This is a genomic window from Alginatibacterium sediminis (assembly GCF_003610775.1).
Taxonomy (GTDB): Bacteria; Pseudomonadota; Gammaproteobacteria; order Enterobacterales; family Celerinatantimonadaceae; genus Alginatibacterium; species Alginatibacterium sediminis.
In genome coordinates, this window is sequence record NZ_RAQO01000010.1 from 38,534 (window position 1) to 55,874 (window position 17,341).

14 protein-coding genes are annotated in these 17,341 nt (G+C 43.0%); 9 read left to right on the plus strand and 5 right to left on the minus strand.

What is annotated here, in order from left to right; genetic code table 11:
* Positions 1-20: 20 nt before the first annotated feature.
* On the minus strand, positions 21-461 hold the full coding sequence (locus tag DBZ36_RS18210) for a hypothetical protein (RefSeq protein ID WP_120356416.1): 441 nt from the start codon (positions 459-461) through the stop codon (positions 21-23).
* Positions 462-880: 419 nt separating this feature from the next.
* On the opposite strand from DBZ36_RS18210, the gene DBZ36_RS18215 reads away from it, so the two are divergent.
* The 5 genes from DBZ36_RS18215 to DBZ36_RS18235 all read left to right on the plus strand — a co-directional run bounded on the left by DBZ36_RS18215 (position 881) and on the right by DBZ36_RS18235 (position 6,900).
* Positions 881-1,789 (plus strand): sugar ABC transporter substrate-binding protein, encoded by a 909-nt coding sequence (locus DBZ36_RS18215; protein ID WP_120356417.1) that lies wholly within the window; start codon positions 881-883, stop codon positions 1,787-1,789.
* Between the two features lie 63 nt (positions 1,790-1,852).
* The gene (locus DBZ36_RS18220; protein WP_120356418.1) at positions 1,853-3,328 is read left to right on the plus strand and encodes a sugar ABC transporter ATP-binding protein; all 1,476 of its coding nucleotides are present in this window, start codon (positions 1,853-1,855) and stop codon (positions 3,326-3,328) included.
* A 16-nt stretch (positions 3,329-3,344) separates the two neighbouring features.
* Positions 3,345-4,328: an ABC transporter permease gene (locus DBZ36_RS18225; protein WP_120356419.1), complete on the plus strand. Its 984-nt coding sequence runs from the start codon at positions 3,345-3,347 to the stop codon at positions 4,326-4,328.
* A gap of 270 nt (positions 4,329-4,598) precedes the next feature.
* Complete coding sequence (locus tag DBZ36_RS18230; RefSeq protein WP_233558183.1) at positions 4,599-5,783, plus strand: sterol desaturase family protein; 1,185 nt, start codon at positions 4,599-4,601, stop codon at positions 5,781-5,783.
* A 172-nt stretch (positions 5,784-5,955) separates the two neighbouring features.
* A complete protein-coding gene (locus DBZ36_RS18235; RefSeq protein WP_233558184.1) occupies positions 5,956-6,900 on the plus strand; it encodes a polysaccharide lyase family 7 protein in 945 nt (314 codons plus the stop codon).
* A gap of 147 nt (positions 6,901-7,047) precedes the next feature.
* Here DBZ36_RS18235 and DBZ36_RS18240 read toward each other — a convergent pair whose 3' ends face one another.
* Positions 7,048-7,521: a MarR family winged helix-turn-helix transcriptional regulator gene (locus DBZ36_RS18240; protein ID WP_120356422.1), complete on the minus strand. Its 474-nt coding sequence runs from the start codon at positions 7,519-7,521 to the stop codon at positions 7,048-7,050.
* Positions 7,522-7,702: 181 nt separating this feature from the next.
* Positions 7,703-8,272 (minus strand): TetR/AcrR family transcriptional regulator, encoded by a 570-nt coding sequence (locus DBZ36_RS18245; RefSeq protein ID WP_120356423.1) that lies wholly within the window; start codon positions 8,270-8,272, stop codon positions 7,703-7,705.
* 269 nt (positions 8,273-8,541) lie between these two features.
* On the opposite strand from DBZ36_RS18245, the gene DBZ36_RS18250 reads away from it, so the two are divergent.
* The 4 genes from DBZ36_RS18250 to DBZ36_RS18265 all read left to right on the plus strand — a co-directional run bounded on the left by DBZ36_RS18250 (position 8,542) and on the right by DBZ36_RS18265 (position 13,428).
* Positions 8,542-9,156: a glutathione S-transferase family protein gene (locus DBZ36_RS18250; RefSeq protein ID WP_120356424.1), complete on the plus strand. Its 615-nt coding sequence runs from the start codon at positions 8,542-8,544 to the stop codon at positions 9,154-9,156.
* A gap of 18 nt (positions 9,157-9,174) precedes the next feature.
* Positions 9,175-9,645, plus strand: a complete 471-nt coding sequence (locus DBZ36_RS18255) for a nuclear transport factor 2 family protein (protein WP_120356425.1) — start codon at positions 9,175-9,177, stop codon at positions 9,643-9,645.
* 18 nt (positions 9,646-9,663) lie between these two features.
* Positions 9,664-10,611, plus strand: coding sequence for a pyridoxamine 5'-phosphate oxidase family protein (locus tag DBZ36_RS18260; protein ID WP_120356426.1), 948 nt, complete (start codon positions 9,664-9,666; stop codon positions 10,609-10,611).
* Between the two features lie 354 nt (positions 10,612-10,965).
* The gene (locus tag DBZ36_RS18265; RefSeq protein ID WP_199711923.1) at positions 10,966-13,428 is read left to right on the plus strand and encodes a bifunctional diguanylate cyclase/phosphodiesterase; all 2,463 of its coding nucleotides are present in this window, start codon (positions 10,966-10,968) and stop codon (positions 13,426-13,428) included.
* A gap of 118 nt (positions 13,429-13,546) precedes the next feature.
* Here DBZ36_RS18265 and DBZ36_RS18270 read toward each other — a convergent pair whose 3' ends face one another.
* Positions 13,547-15,376 carry an ABC transporter ATP-binding protein gene (locus DBZ36_RS18270; RefSeq protein WP_120356427.1) on the minus strand — a complete coding sequence of 610 codons (1,830 nt, stop codon included), beginning with the start codon at positions 15,374-15,376 and terminating at the stop codon, positions 13,547-13,549.
* 9 nt (positions 15,377-15,385) lie between these two features.
* The gene (locus DBZ36_RS18275; protein WP_120356428.1) at positions 15,386-17,212 is read right to left on the minus strand and encodes an ABC transporter ATP-binding protein; all 1,827 of its coding nucleotides are present in this window, start codon (positions 17,210-17,212) and stop codon (positions 15,386-15,388) included.
* Positions 17,213-17,341 lie beyond the last annotated feature (129 nt).

Here is a 17,341-nt window from a genome sequence, read left to right on the forward strand (position 1 = left end):
GTTGGTGTTCCTGGTTTGGTTTAGGCTTCTATATCAAGTAAGTTACCGCTGCTACCAAAGCCGCTATCTTGCAAGCTTTGAACAAAAGAACTTAACTCTGCCTCGTCAAGATCGCCACTCTCAAACTGTTCTACAAAACTTTGGATCAACGAAGTGAGTTCGTTATCTTCGGCTGAGCTTTCAGCTTGGGGAGGCGGAGGAGGTGGTCGTGAACCTTCAGGCCGCAATTGAGATGGGTCAATCCCTACATCACTCATCAAACCTGCAATTTCTTTACTCGGCTTAAGTCCCATTTCTTCAAACATACTGTTGATGGCATCTTTGTCTTCATCGGTGATGTTATCAGGGTCAATACTGGCCAATTTTTCTTGGATTAGCGCTGTTTGCTCAGCAGTTGGCGGGGTTGGTGGCGTGGAAGAGAATGCCCCTTGCATGGGGCTTGCCTGAATCGAACTTATCATAAATATTCCTTTACTAGTTTTAGAAATGTTTAGTTATTTCAAACCGATAGTTGAGCCGAACCAAGCGATAAGAGACTGAATTAGCTTAAACAAAGAATGCGAAGTAATGGTGGAGAAAATGTGGAGAAATTGTGGAGATATTAAGTAGAGACTTTGCTTTGATAATCCACACTAAGCTGATGCGATTAGCAAATACCTATTTAGTTTTCATTTTTAGCCGAATTTGTGAGCTATTTCTAAGTTTGTCCGAGGGGATAAAATCGGCCTTATGCTCATCAAAAACTGCACAGTTAACTCTATTTCAACAATTTAAGATGGTTACAAGCTGGAGCCTACACCAGCTGTGAAGCTCAAAGAATTCAATAGTCACGTGGTATTGGGCTATTAGGACAACAATAAAAATGGAATAGAGGTTTGATATGAATATGTTTAAAAAACTAGTTGCTACAAGTATGTTAATCGGCGCCTGTGCAGTCGCTGGTAGCGCAACAGCTAAAGACATGAAAATTGGTTATACAACGATGGATCTAGCCAATCCTTACTTTATTGCTGTTACCAGTGGCGTGAAAGAGCGAGCAGAAACGCTCGGTGTAAAAGTTACCATTCACGACGCTAAATCAGACCCTGCTAGTCAAATAGCTGCTATTGAGAATTTTATTGCTCAAGGCATGGACGCGATTGTTATAAGCCCAATTGATGCAATAGCTGTAGAGCCAATGGTGAAATTGGCCCATGACAACAATATTCCAATTATCAACGCCCACCAAGCAATGGAAGGAGCTGATGCTCAAATTGGTCTTATTGAATTTGAGTACGGTTATGCTGTTGGTAAATTAGCCGGTGAGTACATCACTAAACACATGGCTGGTAAAGCCGATGTAGCCATCTTAGGACAGCCTGAAGTATCAGCTTTGGTTGAACGTGTAAGCGGAATCAAACAAGGCGTACTTGATCATGCGCCTGGTGCCACAATTGCCGCAGAACAAAGTGGTTACACGCCGGAAACTGGTGCGCGAGCTGCTGAAGTAGTCATGCAGTCTAAGCCTAGCGTACGAGTGTTTGTTGGTATGAATGACGCCGGTATCTTGGGTGCATTTGAAGCTCTTAAAGGCATGGGAGTCAATGAAGAAGAATTTGCACTGTTTGGTCTTGATGCAACCGAAGAAGCTCAGCTGAAAATAGCTCAAAAAACCATGTATAAAGGCACGGTTGATATTGCCCCCTTTGTGACTGGCGAAATGATTGTTGATGTTGCGCTGCAAGTTGCTAAAAACGGTCCGATCAAAGATATGGTCAAAATTGAAATGTTCCCACTATTGTCTGAATAGTCCTAGGCAGGAGGGGCAGCGCCCCTCCGATTCGACTTCTTACGTACAATTTAGGAATTATTTATGTCCATCTTATGCCTTAAGTCTGTTGTTAAAGAATATCCCGGAGTACAGGCGCTAGCAGGTGTTAGCTTTGAGCTCGAAGCTGGTGAAGTCCATGCCATCATGGGCGAAAATGGGGCCGGAAAGTCAACCTTGATTAAAACGGTAACGGGTGCAATTAAACCCACTCGAGGTTATGTCGTTTATCAAGGGCAAACGCTCCCAAGTGGAGACCCTCGCGCAATTATTGACCTGGGTATCTCTGCAATATATCAAGAGCTTAGTTTGTTTCCAGAATTAACCGTTGCCGAGAACATTTTCTACGGAAATGAAACCTATAAAGGGTTATTCCTAGACAAAGCGAAAATGAATGAGAACGCCTTAAGTTTGCTCAAAAGCCTAGGTACAGATATCAAACCTGAGGTACAAGTTAAAACGCTCAGCATTGGATTTCAGCAGTTAGTTGAGCTTGCAAAGGCTGTCTCAAAGCAATGCAAATTACTGATTATGGATGAGCCAACAGCTCCGCTGACTAATCAAGAAGTTAAATATATGTATGAAGCGGTACGTCGTTTACAAAAACAAGGCGTCACCATCATCTATGTGTCCCATCGCCTCAACGAGGTGTTTGACTTATGTGACCGCGTGACTATTTTGCGAGATGGACATTACATTGAAACACTCGACATCGATAAGGTGACCGAGGATGAATTAATTCGACTCATGGTCGGTCGTACCATCACCAACGAATACCCCAAACGAACCCATGAATTGGGAGACGACTATCTAAGCGTGCGTTCACTTAACTCTGGTTTGGTTAAGGATGTTTCATTTAGCCTTAAAAAAGGTGAAATTTTAGGTTTGGCTGGCTTAGTTGGAGCCGGAAGAACCGAGATTGCGCGGCTTATTTTTGGCGCCGACCCGCTCAAATCCGGTGAAATAACAATAGACGGTGTCACAAAGCTTATTAACAGCCCACACGACGCCATTGCCGCCGGGATAGGGCTATTACCTGAAGATCGAAAAACACAAGGTGCACTGTTAACGATGTCAATTAGTGACAATGTTAGCTATTCATCTCTGGATCGTTTCAGTTCCAAAGGGATTTTACAGCCTAAGTTGGAGCGAGCATCTACTCAAGAGTTTGTTAGTAAGCTCAATGTAAAAACCCCTTCAATTGACCAATTAGTCGGTAATTTATCCGGTGGCAACCAACAAAAAGTGGTGCTTGCTAAATGGCTTCTTAACGATTGTTCAGTGCTTATTTTTGATGAACCAACGCGCGGGATTGATGTTGGAGCCAAATCTGAAATTTACGAATTAATGCGCCAAATTACACAGCGCGGTGTATCCGTCATTATGATTAGCAGCGAAATGCCTGAGTTACTGGGTATGTCTGACAGGGTACTTGTTGTACACGATGGCAGCATCGTTAAAGAGCTCCATCCTGAAGAATACAGTCAAGAGACGGTGCTTAAATATGCATCGGGATTCTAACGAAAAGGAAACAACAATGGACACGACTCAAAAAAGTTTGCGAGTAGAGCAGCCTTTCGGAAAAGTATCGCTGCAATTTCTTTCTCGTTACTGGATTTTCATTGCATTGGTCGTATTGATCGTTGCGTTCTCACTACTGTCTGACAGTTTTTTAAGCAAAATTAACCTGCTTAATATTTTACGCCAAGTATCCATTATTGGGATCTGCGCGGTTGGCATGACCATGGTTATCTTAACCGGTGGCATCGATTTGTCGGTTGGCTCCATGATAGGGGTGAGCGGCATGGCTTGCGCTCTAATGTTGCAAGCAGGTATTCCACCGGTACTGGCGGTCTTTTTAACCTTAGTTATGGGCTTAGGGTTTGGTGGTATTACCGGGTTATTGATTAATAAAATCCATATTCCCCCCTTGATAGCGACCTTAGGATTAATGACCGCGCTACGCGGTGTGGCATACATTCTTAATGGCGGCTTACCGATTTACGGCATACCTGAGTCGGTTAAGTTTTTAGGTCAAGGTTGGGTGTTTGGTATCCCTTTCCCAGTGATTCTAATGATAGCGGTTTTCGTACTGGGCTATGTATTACTCAATAAAACCGCCTTTGGACGCCATCTCTACGGGACTGGTGGTAACGAAGAAGCCTCACGACTCTCAGGTGTAAATGTTGAGAAACTAAAAACTAAAGTCTATTTACTGGCATTTTTTCTGTCTACCTTTGCCGGGATTGTATTGATGGCTCGCGTAAACAGTGGCCAGCCTCGTGGCGGCACAGGCTACGAAATGGATATTATTACCGCTGTAGTCTTAGGTGGTGTTTCCATTATGGGTGGCTCTGGCCGGCTTATGGGAGTGATCGCCGGGGTAATGATTATGGGCGTACTTTCAAACGGCATGATCTTGCTTAACATCGACGAATACGTGCAGTGGGTTGTGAAAGGATTAGTATTACTGGTAGCTGTTGGGCTCGACCAACTTTCTAATCACAAATCAGAACAATAGAACTAAGCGCAGCGCGAACCATCTCCAAAAGGTCTAGTCATTTGCTAGGCCTTTTTGGCTTCAATGGAGCCAGTAACAAAGCTGTAAGTTTAAGCCGCAATTTTTCTGATGCCATGGTGGATTTATCTAATCGACAGTTGCACTTTTATATACCGCTTAAACCCATTACTATGAGCGTCATTGCTTTAAGAGCTACACAATAATTCTTATGAATTACAATCTCTTAAAGCGATTAATATGACGGGAAGTCAAAACTAAAAATTCAAAGTAATGGATACGAGTGAACAAATGGATAGTGAGTACCAGTACAAACAACGGCAAGTTGCGAAGAACAAGGGTAAAGAATTTCGACTCGGCGAAGGCAGAATTAGTGGCTACTGCTCTTTGATGCTGGGCGGCTTGAGCCTACTTGCGGTTATCGCTTATCTATATCCTTCGATGTTAACCACCACAGAGCTGCGAAAGCTCTATGATGCAGAGCAGCTACAAGTTGTTCTAAAATATGGCATGTACACATCTATAGGCCTTGGTTTTCTTACATTTATTCTAAACAACGGAAAGTACAAGTTCTTAGGTTTGACGGGAATAAGCTTAACGCTTGTCGCGTTTTTATTGGGTGGTTACCAGATTCCGGTAGGACCGGTAGAGCCCAAAGAGCTTTCCTTGGGTGTTGACTGGTTGATTCTGGCTTTTTTAGGTTCAATCGTTGTTTTTGTGAGCCTAGAAAAACTATTTCCTAAATACAAAGACCAACTGATTATGAGACCGGAGTGGGGCGTAGACTTATTTTACTTTTGTTTTAATCACCTCGCTATTTCAGCTATTTTAGTTTTTGCCAACTACCATGTAAGTCATTTTGATTGGGCTGTCAGCGCAACATTGCAGCAAAGTATTCGAGATATTCCTATTTGGATACAATTTGTTGTGATTGTGCTTTGCGCTGATTTTGTTTTGTACTGGGAGCACCGGGCTTACCATGAAATACAGTTGTTGTGGCCGATTCATGCGGTACATCACTCGATAGAAAACATCGATTGGCTTGCCGGTTCGCGAGGTCACTTTGTACAAGTATTCTCTGAGCGCGCAATGGTTATGATCCCACTTTATTTACTGGGCGTGGAGCAGGCGGCTCTGAATATATATGTTACCTTCGCGGCGCTGCAAGCCGTGCTAATTCATTGCAACGTAGGTATTTCATTTGGACCGCTGAAGTACATATTAGTGACACCGCAGTTTCACCACTGGCATCACAGCTCAGAGAAGCCGGCAATTGATACCAATTACTCGGCGCATACTATAGTTTTTGACCGACTATTTAAAACCTATCACTTCCCTAAGCAACATTGGCCAGCGGATTATGGTACGACACAACGATTACCGAGAACTGTTGTTGGGCAAACCTTGTACCCTCTAAAAGTGTGGGGTAAGCGCATGAAAAGAAGGTATGCGAAGTAAGGTTTTGCGTTAGATTGTTCCAAACAAGGCTTCTCGTTACTTGACTGTTGTGGTGGCCAAAGTTGTGACTTACTAGACAGAAATTCTCATCGCTGGCTTAATCTTCTAGCGCTTAACCAACAGCTTTACTATATTTGTCATACAAATACATATAGAGCTGATGGTGAAAAACTTGAATACAAATACTCCTAAGGCGTTGAGCTTTAAGAAAGTACCGCTATTGGGCATGCTAGCGCTTATGGTGAGCAGTAATATTGCCTTGGCTGAGCAAAGTGCCCCTTCCGATAAATTCGATCTTTTAGCATGGACGATCAGCGTGCCAGTCGACTCTGACGGTGACGGAAAATCGGACCAAATCAAAGAAAAAGAGCTTGCTGCGGGCTATTCCGATCCAAACTTCTTCTATTTAGCCGAAGACGGCGGCATGGTATTCAAAGCACCAATTAAAGGTGCTAAAACCTCAAAAAACACTTCTTATACCCGCTCAGAGCTGCGCGAAATGATGCGCCGGGGCGATACCAGCCATAAAACTAAAGGTGTTAACCAAAACAACTGGGTGTTCTCGAGTGCACCTCAGGCTGATTTAGATAGCGCTGGTGGGATAGATGGCAGCATGCAAGCAACATTGGCGGTAAACCATGTCACGACTACAGGCGAAAGCTGGCAAGTTGGGCGAGTTATCATCGGACAAATCCATGCTAATAAGGACGAACCGATTCGCCTTTATTATCGCAAGTTGCCGCACCATACTAAAGGTTCTATTTACTTTGCGCACGAACCACGTAAAGACTTTGGTGACGAACAGTGGATTGATATGATTGGTGGCATGCTGCCAAGTTACTGGGAACAAGACGCCACACCGCAAGAACCGGATGACGGTATTGAACTCAATGAAAAATTTTCTTATCGAATCGATGTTGAAGGCAACACCTTAAGGGTGAGCATTATGCGGCCTGGCAAAGATGATCTGGTGCGTGAACATGATATGTCTAGCAGCGGTTATGATGCTGGTGGGCAGTATATGTATTTTAAAGCAGGGGTTTATAATCAAAACAAAAGCGGTGAACCTGACGACTATGCGCAAGCTACGTTTTACGAGTTATCGGTAAGCCATTAGTGTAACCCTAAACTACCACTGGCTTAGTCTTAGGTTTTACAAAGCTAGAAGTGTTACGGTATTAATTTGCACCTAATTGAACATTAAAAACATAAGCTCCCGTGAGGTGCTGGAGCTTATGTTTATTCTCAGCATTTTAGCAAAATACTAGGCTTGATCAGTGTTGGCGCTAATCATCTTTTTGCATAATCTCAGTAGTTCTGTTTGTTCATCGGGTTCAAGTGAATCCATAAAGTCGCTATAGGTTTCCCTCATGATGGGCATGCATTTGGCGATGACCTCGGTACCTGATGCGTTCAAACTGATCATTTTAAGTTTCTGATTGGTTTCGTTTTTTGAAACATCAACCCAGCCTCTTTTTACTAAATGGTCTACAGAGCGCTTAGCAGCGCTTCGGTCACACATTAATTGGTTGGCTAGCTGTTGTTGGGGGATAGGTTGATACACTTCAATGATATTCATTGCCAACAGCATTTCTAAGGTGATGTCGTAGTGCGGTCGAAGCCTCTCTTGGCAAGCGGTTCTATGTAAGCGCGTGATAACGGTCATCGCAAAAAAATGGCTTTGTTCAAGAACCTCAATACGTGGAATATTGTTCGGTAAATTGGTTTGGGACACCATGGTAAAGTCCTACTTCATTTGATTATATTATGGTTGAGCTTAGCATACATGTTGCCTATGCAACAATGTGCAAATCTATCGCTAGTATTGAGATCAATTTATAAGCGCAGTTACGGTGTAATATTTTGTCACCAATTTGCAAGTCTATCTAAGCCCCAAGCCGCTTAGAATACCGCTTTGACTAAGAACTTAGTAAAACCTTCGCAACAGACTTCGCCTGTATTGCTGAATCATAGTTATTGGTGGTGTGAGCCCCAACAATCGCCCCGTCTGCGAGTATCGCCAGTTGCTTAGCGGTGTCGCTAGCGTTGTCCAATTCTAAATCAACGAGTTGCTGTTCAATTAAATCGATTACTAAGTTTTTGTGTTGCGTGCAAGCCTGGTGGACTGGATCTTCATGCCGAGGATATTCGGCACTAGCGTTGATAAACATACAACCATAAAAACCATCTGAATTTATCCAATGGGACAAGCCATCAAAGAAGGCCATTATGCGCGAAAGTGCAGGTTTGCAGTCTTGTTGAGCGGATAGGGTTTCAATGTTCTCTGATAACAAAGCCAAAAGCTGTTGGTCGCGTCGATTTAGACAAGCCACAATTAATGCTTCCTTGGACGCAAAATGATTGTACAAGGTTTTTTTGGCAACCCCTGAGCTGGCCAAAATAGTATCGATGCCAGTGGCTCGAAAACCATGTTGGTAAAATAACTGTTGGGCGGTATCAATGAGTAAATCGCGTTTGCTGCTAGCCATAGTTCATCCTGTCTGTAGTTTACGAAGTATACCGCTCTGTCTCCCTAAACTTCAATCTAGTTATAAACTGAATTTTATTAGAAAGTTTATACGTATATAAAACAGCTAGATAGAACGAGATCTGGCAGGGTTTTCTGAATCGGTTTAAACTTTCTATTGACGTAGACAGACTTGTCTCCTACATTAACCATCAAGTAGACAGACCTGTATACTTTAGTGATGCAAGCCGTCTTATTAATGGAATACCTAACCGCAATCAAGGACACATCATGTTAAAACTTTACGATTTCGAACTATCCGGCCACGCCCACCGCGCTCGCCTGATGCTTAGCTTGTTGAACTTGCCTTACGAAAAATTACACGTAAATCTGGGCAGTGGTGAGCACAAGCAATCTGAATTTAGAGCTATTAATCCCTTTACCCAAGTTCCAGTTCTGGATGATGACGGTTTAATCATTCGCGATTCGATAGCAATTATTGTTCACCTTGCGAATAACTATGACCCAAGTTGGAATCCACAAGATAGAGAGCAACAAGCTCAGGTCCAGCAATGGTTAGCTTTAGCCGCACGAAGCTTGGCTGAAGGTCCTGCGCGGGCCCGATTGATCACAGTTTTTGGTGCAACGTTTGACCAAGATGCTGTGATTGAAGCAAGTCACCAGACCTTGTCCGTAATCAACGTACTTTTAGAGGGTAAACAATGGATGGTTGGCAACAAGGCGAGCATTGCTGATGTCGCTTGTTATTCCTATATCGCACATGCCCCAGAAGGGATGGTTAGTCTAGATAGCTATGAGAATATTCAGCGTTGGCTCGCTAATGTTGAACAATTGGATGGCTTTATTGCTATGCAAGCCACGCCCCAGCCTGCGCTTAGCGTATAGATAACTAGGAGATAGAAAATGGCTGAACAAAAACTACCTTTGCCGCCTTTCACTGAGCAATCTGCGGCTGCAAAGGTGCGTTTGGCTGAAGATGCTTGGAACACTCAAGATCCCGAACAAGTGAGCATGGCCTATACCAGTGACAGCCAATGGCGAAATAGAGATCAGTTTGTGAATGGGCGACAGCAGATCCAAGATTTTTTAAACAGCAAATGGGGTAAGGAGCAAAGCTACCGCTTGATTAAAGAACTATGGACATTTAGTGAGTCAAGAATAGCAGTGCGCTTCGCCTACGAATGGCAAGATCAATCGGGGCAATGGTTTCGCTCCTATGGCAACGAGAACTGGCAGTTTGATCAAAATGGCTTGATGCAAAAGCGCTTTGCTAGCATCAACGATTTAAAAATTGATGCTAGCGAACGCAAGTTTCACTGGCCCAGTGGTCGTAGACCTGATTCGCATCCAAGTTTAACTGAGCTTGGGTTATAGAACAAAAAGGAGCAAGGCATGGGAGTTTTTCACAAGGGTGAGATTGCAGTTCAGCGGCGGTTAGGCGTCAATCAACACATAGGGCCAATTGCGCAAAAATTTATTCGCAACTATATGCCAGAGCAACATCGAGAGTTTTTTACCAATCAATGTGTGCTGTATGCAGGTGTATTAGACGATGATGGTCACCCATGGGCAACTCCAATTATTGGGCAGCAAGGTTTTATAGAGTCCGGTAATCCTAAAACCTTACAAATAGATAAGCGGCCACTGATTGAGTTTAGCAACATTCTTTGTATGCAAGTGGGAGATAAACTGGGTTTACTTGGGCTTGAATTTAATACGCGGCGACGTAATCGCGTCAATGGATTGGTCAGTTATGTAAGTGATCAAGCTTTTCGATTTGAAGTTGAACAAAGTTTTGGCAATTGCCCAAAGTATATTCAAGGGCGTGAATTGTTAGTCAACCGCTCTTCAAATGAACCCGTAATTACGGCATCTAGTTTTGACTTGATCGCACTTGCAGATACAGGTTTTAATCAAACGATTATGGCCAGCGATACTTTTTTTATTGCTTCGCGCTCCGCTCAGTTTGGAGTGGCACAAAACAGCGGTGTTGATATTTCACATCGAGGTGGTAAACCCGGTTTTGTTGCCCGCCTTGCCGATGGCAAGCTTATCTTTCCTGATTTTTCAGGGAACAACTTTTTTAACACGCTAGGCAACATTGAAAGCGATAGTCGAGTTGGGCTTTATTTTCCAGACTTTGTCAGTGGGCAATCGTTTTGGATTAAAGGACGCGCTGAAATCATTTGGGATGAACTACCTGGGTATCGCTACCAAGGAGCGCAGCGTTATGTAGTTATTGCAATAGAGCAAATTATTGGTTTAAAGACAGCCTCTTTGGTGCAAAAAGACCGAGTTGAACTGTCACCTCACTTAGATAACTCAGGAGCTTGGTTATAAGCTTGCGAGGGTTAATCTTTTAATTTAGTCGCGTGTTTGATTACTCATCACTTGAAGTCATGCTAGCTGATATCTGGTTACCCTCCATCGCACCAAAGTGTTTACAGGGGTTTGAGTAAGGCAAACTGCGACGAATATAAGGAAGTGCAATTGTAGATTCATGGATAAAAACGTTACATTGATCACATATTAACTCGCAAAATCCTATCGTATAAATTATCACTGCCTACAAAATAAAGAGCTACTGTAGCATTGGCTAATGCTTATTGGGTGGAACATAAGCTAAATCGAAGTTACCAGTAATTTTTTAGGTAAGTAGAGATGGCTTTACCGAGCGAACGAAAACTTTTATTCATGATCAAATTTTTACCATTGGCATTTATGGTGATTTTTGTTTTGGTTTTTGTTTATTTCCAAGTCAGCAGTAACCGATCTTCTCTTGAGAAAGACATCACTTCACTTCGAGATAATTTTTACTCCTTTCAGCAATCTGAGATTCAGAACCGGGTTCTAAATGTTGTTCAACAAATCACTACCGAAATTGAACAAACCGAAAATTCTTTGCGCCGTGATATTGAAAACAGAGTTAACGACGCGATACAGATAGCGACTAATATTTACGCCAAACACCACGAGACCCATCCTGGACTGACTAAAGAGTTCATCATCGATGCACTTCGTCCTATTCGATTTAATCAAGGTCGCGGATACTATTTTGTATATGACTTAGACGGGACGAATGTTGTTCATCCTATTCAGCCTCAATTAGAAGGTAAAAACTTAATCGCATGGGAAGACCGACAGGGTAATCACGTTATCAAAGAGCTATCTAGTATTGCACTCAATGATAGCAGTGGGTTTCATCGTTGGTGGTGGACTAAGCCAAAAGCGCTCGATGAAACGTTTGAAAAGATTGGCTTTGTAACGCACTTTGAACCTTACAACTGGTTTATTGGAACTGGAGAGTATGTTGTTGATGTCGCAAGGGATATTCAACAGAAAGTTCTTAAAACTGTGGCCAATTATCGATATGAAAATAATGACTACATTTTTATTATTAATAGTAAAGGAGCGCTTTTAGCTCACCCTAACCCTGCAATGATAGGGGTTGAACGCTTAGACGCCACCGACAAGACTGGCAGTCTCTATATTAAGGCCTTGGTGGACAAGGCTAAACAAGGGGGTGGTTTTGTACGCTATCATTCTAGTTTCAGTCCGTTGGGTTCAGAAGATACACTTAAGTTAAGTTATGTGGTTTACCTTCCACAATGGGATTGGGTGGTAGGGACCGGCGTTTATCTAGGGCAGATCGAAACTTTTTTAAGCAATAGAGAAGCCGAAATCAAAGATCGAAATTCTCAAAAGCTTGGACGGATCATAGTTTCAAGTGCGTTGATGGCAGTTATACTAGGAATTATTTCGCTATACATTGGCGAAATGGTGAGCAAGCGTTTTCTTCGTTTTCAAAGCAAAATTAATACCGACATGACTCGTCTTGAAGATGCGAAAGACCGTCTACATTATCAGGCTCATTTCGATAGCTTAACGGGACTTGCAAACCGTATTCAGCTTAACCAGTTTATCACCAAGGCTATAAAAAACAGTCAAGACCAACATCGACTGTTAGCTGTGATGTTTGTTGATCTCGATGACTTTAAAAAGGTAAATGACGCCTACGGTCACCCAATAGGTGATGCGCTATTGGTTGAACTTGGAAAACGATTTGGCCCTTTATTGAACGAAAACCAAATGGTGTCTCGATTTGGAGGCGACGAATTTGTTTTTTGTTTTCCAGAGCTAGAAAACTTACAAGCCGCGAAGCAGTTTGCGCAGGATATATTGGCAGTCTTCGATGATGAATTTATTATCATGGGTAAAACGATTTCTACAGCTTGTAGTGTAGGAGTGGCAATTTGCCCCACAGATGCTGATAACGCCGATGAGCTTATTACTAAAGCAGACACTGCCTTGTATTCACTCAAAGCAAATAGAAAAGGTCGATATTTGTTTTTCGATGATTCGATTCAACAAAAGCTTCAGTATGAAATGTCGCTTGAACGCGAGCTGCGTGGGGCTTTAGAAAATCAAGAATTAAGCATGCATTATCAACCTCAGGTGTGTTTGGAAACTAAAAAAATTATGGCGGTAGAATCACTTCTACGCTGGAAAAACCCTAAGCTTGGGCAGGTTTCGCCAATTGAGTTGATTCGAAAAGCAGAAGAAACGGGTTTGATTCATCAAATTGGGCGTTTTGTGATCAAGCGTTCTTGTGAGCAAGTTGCGCAAGCCTTTGCTAGCAGTCAACAACAGCTAGGACTTTCAATAAACATTTCACCTCTACAGTTGCTAGAACCGCTGTTCACAGAGGACTTGATCGAAATCGTTGATGAATATGGCTTATCACGAGGGCAAATTACGATTGAAATAACCGAACATGTGTTAATTAACGATTTTGACTTAGTAACACCAGTATTAAATCAGTTACAGCATAGTGGTTTTTCTATTGCCCTAGACGATTTTGGAACCGGGTATTCTTCTCTGAATTATCTTTACACGCTACCCATCAATGAAATTAAAATTGATCAAAGTTTTGTTCGGAATATTATGTTTAATAAACAGAGCGATAGCTTAGTTAAAGCGATCATTGCTATTGGAGAATCACACGATCTTAAAGTGGTAGCGGAAGGGATTGAAACGCAAGAACAATGTGACCAATTAGGTGACTACAAATGTCATATTGGCCAGGGTTATTTATTCGCAAAACCCTTGGTACTTGATGACTTAAAAAACTTCATTCAAAACAACTCCAATACCTAGTCCGATGGCATGTAAAGCCTAGTTTAATTTGGCCTGTTCTAGGGATAAGTTCCGTTTACTTCACCGAGTATTAAGCCGCACATGACGTGCGGCTTAATGGGACAATGTACACTCAGATCTAACTTTGAGTAAGTAACTCTTCTTGTTGCTCCGTCTGAAACTGCTTTTGATACAAGTTAAAGTAAGCACCTTGCTGAGCTAACAATTGCTGGTGGTTCCCTTGCTCCAAAATCTCACCATGATCGACAACCACGATAGTATCAGCAGAGCGGATTGTAGATAAGCGATGAGCGATCACAAAGCTAGTTCGACCTTTTAACACCGCTTGTAGGCTGCGTTGCAAAATTTCCTCAGTTTGGGTATCTACTGAACTTGTAGCCTCGTCCATTACCAATATTTGTGGGTCACCAATAATAGCCCGAGCAAACGAGATTAGCTGTTTTTGGCCAGTACTTAGGTTATTGCCACCTTCTTGTACTTGGGTTTGATAGCCGTGTTCCATTTGCTCAATAATGTCATGTACATTCACCGCTTTTGCAGCAGCAATAACTTGGGCGTCACTTGCGTCTAAGTTTCCGTAGCGAATATTAGACATAATAGTTCCAGTGAACAAAAATGGTGTTTGCAGAACAATGCCCAGTTTGGATTGCAGCCACTCCAGAGGGTACTGGCGATAATCTTTGCCGTTAATCAAGATTTGCCCTGATTGTGGCTCATAAAATCGGCATAGCAAACTGACCACCGTAGACTTGCCTGAGCCCGTGGCTCCAACTAAGGCAATTGAAGCTCCCGGTGCAACGTTAAGGCTAAAGTTTTTGAGTACCGGTTCATTGGCTTTATAAGCAAAGCAAACGTCCACAAACTCTATAGTTTCAATGTCTTGTTCATGATTTACCATGTCAATGCCCATTGCCTTCAAGCGTGAAATTTCAGCTTTTAACTCGTCAGAGTCTTCGATTTCTGGCTTCACTTCTAATAAACCGATCACCCGCTCGACACATGCCGTTGTGCGTTGCAATTCAGCAAGCTTGGCTGATACTTCAAGCATTGGATCCATTAGGGTGCGGGTATAAGTCATAAACGCAACTAAGGTGCCCAATGTTAAGGTACCAACTAGAACTTCAAGCCCGCCAAGCCATAACGCAACACCCATACCTAAGCTGACGAAAACGTTTATGAATGGGTAAAAGGCAGAGCTCAGCAGCAAGTTATACATTGACTGGTGATACATGGTTTTGGTATCGCCTTTAAATTCACGAAGGTTTTCTTCTTCACGTACCAGCACCTTACTGGTTTGTACGCCTGAAATACTTTCATTGTATACGGCTGTTAATCGGCTATTGGTTTGGCGTACCTCGCGCGAGCTTTTAAGAATTTTGACGTTAAACACCCATGCAACAGCAATTAACAGCGGCAAAATGCCTAAAACAATGAGTCCCAGTTTGAAATTCAGTACCAACAATACGGCAAATATGCCGATGATGAGTGGCACGCCCCAAAACAAATCTAAGGTACCCCACGCAATGACATTAGCAATGCGCGAGCTATCACTAGTGATACGAGCCAGTAACCAACCCACAGCGTTTTGGTCATAGAACGAAAATGATAAACGTTGTAGATGTTCAAAGCTTTGTTTACGCAAGCTATACATCAGCTCGGTTGATAAGCGACCTGCGAGACGAATAAAAGCCCATACGCAGGCAACAAAGCTTAGTAATAGCACCAAGTAAAGTAGTCCGTAGCCAAGCAGATTGGTTTGAGCGCCGAGCTCGACCAAATCATCAACCACAGCTTTGGTTACTAAAGTAAATGATGTATCAATGACCGCCGTGGCCAAAGCCATCACAATTAATTTATGAAACAAGGCTTTGTTTGGTTGATAACACATGCGAAAAAGAACTTTCCAAGCGCCTTTCGCAGCTGGTGTACTGTTATATGAATCAGTCATTTTTATCTCCTATACGCTCAACGCGACTTCTTGGCTGAAGTTATCGCGCTGGCCTGACTGAATAGCCCATAGGTCTTGATAAAACCCTGGGGTATTTATAAGTTCTTGATGCGTACCTGACGCTGCTAATTGCCCGTCCTGCATCACTAAAATTCGGTCCGCTTTTAAACAGACACTAATGCGATGAGTAATGATCATTAAAGTTTGTTCGCCACGTTTCTGATGCAATGCTCCAATGATTTGCTGCTCTGTTGCAGAATCCACCGCGCTTAAAGTGTCGTCGAGAAGCAATATTGGGGTTTGCTTTATCAAAGTCCTCGACAAGGTCACTCGCTGTTTTTGTCCGCCGCTAAGGCTTACGCCACGTTCGCCAATTCGAGTTTCATAACCATGCTTAAACTGCTCAATGGTGTGGTGTACCGCCGCCGCGGTACTAGACTGAAACATTTGTTCGTCACTGGCTTCTAGTTCACCAAACTTGATGTTTTCGCGTAAGCTGCGACTAAATAAAAATGGCTCTTGTAACAGCGACCCCATTTGCTCACGCACCTGTTGGCGGGCAAGGGTATTTAGCTCATAGCCGTCCAAGGTTACGCTACCACTTTGGTAATCTTGCAGGCGCATTAGGATTTGGAACAAGGTACTTTTACCCGCACCCGTTGGACCCACTATCGCAATGGTTTCACCGGCGTTAATGCTAAAGTTTAAGTTGCTTAAGGTCGGTTGATGCTGGTCAAACTTAAAGCTCACGTTCGAGAACTTAATGGCACCTTTAAGGGTTGGCATTGCTTGCAGTGCATGTAGCTCTTGCTCCTCAGGCGCGTTCAAAATCTCTTGAATACGACCAATCGCAACCGTGGCTTTACCGGCTTCGCTAAGCTCCTGCCCAAGTTGACGAATAGGCCAGATCAACATACCGGCGTAGCCGATAAAGGCAAAGTAAGCGCCAACGCTCAATTGGTTATGAATAACTAACCATGCGCCGCCAATTAGCACCAATCCTGACTGCATAAAACAAATGAGGTCGGATAGAGACCAAAAATTGGCTAACATTTTCAGCAGCTTAAGGTGCAGTTCACTGTATTGTTGATTGCCCTTATCAAACTTTTCGCACTCAAAGTCTTGGCGCGCAAAGGCACGAACAACTCTAATTCCGGTTAAGTTCTCTTGTACAATGGTAGTCAGCTCGCTTTCTGCTTCGTCCACTTTTTGGAATAGTATTTTGATGCGCTCAAAGAACTTCCAGGCAAACAAAAAAACGATAGGCAACAGAATTGTACTCACCACCGTCATGGGCACGTTTTTCCAAAACATAAGCGGCAACATAACAATGACAAGCACGACGGTACGCCCAATATTCATCACCTGTATGGTGAGAAAGTCGCGCAAGGTGTCTATGTCACTAGTGCAGCGCTGAACAATGTCACCGCTATCGGATTGGGCTAAGTAGCTCTCTTCAATGCGATGAATATGTGCAAACAATCGTTCACGCAGACTCATGATGGTGCTTTCACAAGCTTTAGCTGCTAGGTAGTCTTTTAAATACATAAACAGACCGCCAAGCACCGTAGCTACAACCACTAATAAACCAGCGGCAACCAGTACCGACTCGGCGCTAAGTGCTTGCGACTCAGTGTTAAAGCGATCAAGCCACGAGGGCAGCTCGCGTTGTGTATCGCTGTTGACCACAAAGTCGATTGCAACCTGACCAATGGTAGGCACTAAGAACATAAACAAACTAGCGAAGGCTAGCGCAAGTGCAGAGCCAATATAGAGCCACTTTTTAGAACGAATAAGTTCAACAAGTATTTGATGATGATGAGGTGATGTATTCACGCAATATTCCTTGAAAATTTTGCGAGCAATACAAAAAAGCCCGCGATAAACGGACTTTTAAAACAGCGTGGAATTATATATCGACGCTAAGCCCGTAAGTAGGGCCCAGCTTTATTTGAGAAGATGCCC

Bases quoted from the DNA above. Each gene is read 5' to 3' on its own strand.
- DBZ36_RS18265 (WP_199711923.1), top strand. From the start codon at position 10,966: ATGATCAAATTTTTACCATTGGCATTTATGGTGATTTTTGTTTTGGTT.
- DBZ36_RS18230 (WP_233558183.1), top strand. From the start codon at position 4,599: ATGGATACGAGTGAACAAATGGATAGTGAGTACCAGTACAAACAACGG.
- DBZ36_RS18220 (WP_120356418.1), top strand. From the start codon at position 1,853: ATGTCCATCTTATGCCTTAAGTCTGTTGTTAAAGAATATCCCGGAGTA.
- DBZ36_RS18250 (WP_120356424.1), top strand. From the start codon at position 8,542: ATGTTAAAACTTTACGATTTCGAACTATCCGGCCACGCCCACCGCGCT.
- DBZ36_RS18255 (WP_120356425.1), top strand. From the start codon at position 9,175: ATGGCTGAACAAAAACTACCTTTGCCGCCTTTCACTGAGCAATCTGCG.
- DBZ36_RS18270 (WP_120356427.1), bottom strand. From the start codon at position 15,376: ATGACTGATTCATATAACAGTACACCAGCTGCGAAAGGCGCTTGGAAA.
- DBZ36_RS18215 (WP_120356417.1), top strand. From the start codon at position 881: ATGAATATGTTTAAAAAACTAGTTGCTACAAGTATGTTAATCGGCGCC.
- DBZ36_RS18210 (WP_120356416.1), bottom strand. From the start codon at position 461: ATGATAAGTTCGATTCAGGCAAGCCCCATGCAAGGGGCATTCTCTTCC.
- DBZ36_RS18240 (WP_120356422.1), bottom strand. From the start codon at position 7,521: ATGGTGTCCCAAACCAATTTACCGAACAATATTCCACGTATTGAGGTT.
- DBZ36_RS18260 (WP_120356426.1), top strand. From the start codon at position 9,664: ATGGGAGTTTTTCACAAGGGTGAGATTGCAGTTCAGCGGCGGTTAGGC.
- DBZ36_RS18245 (WP_120356423.1), bottom strand. From the start codon at position 8,272: ATGGCTAGCAGCAAACGCGATTTACTCATTGATACCGCCCAACAGTTA.
- DBZ36_RS18225 (WP_120356419.1), top strand. From the start codon at position 3,345: ATGGACACGACTCAAAAAAGTTTGCGAGTAGAGCAGCCTTTCGGAAAA.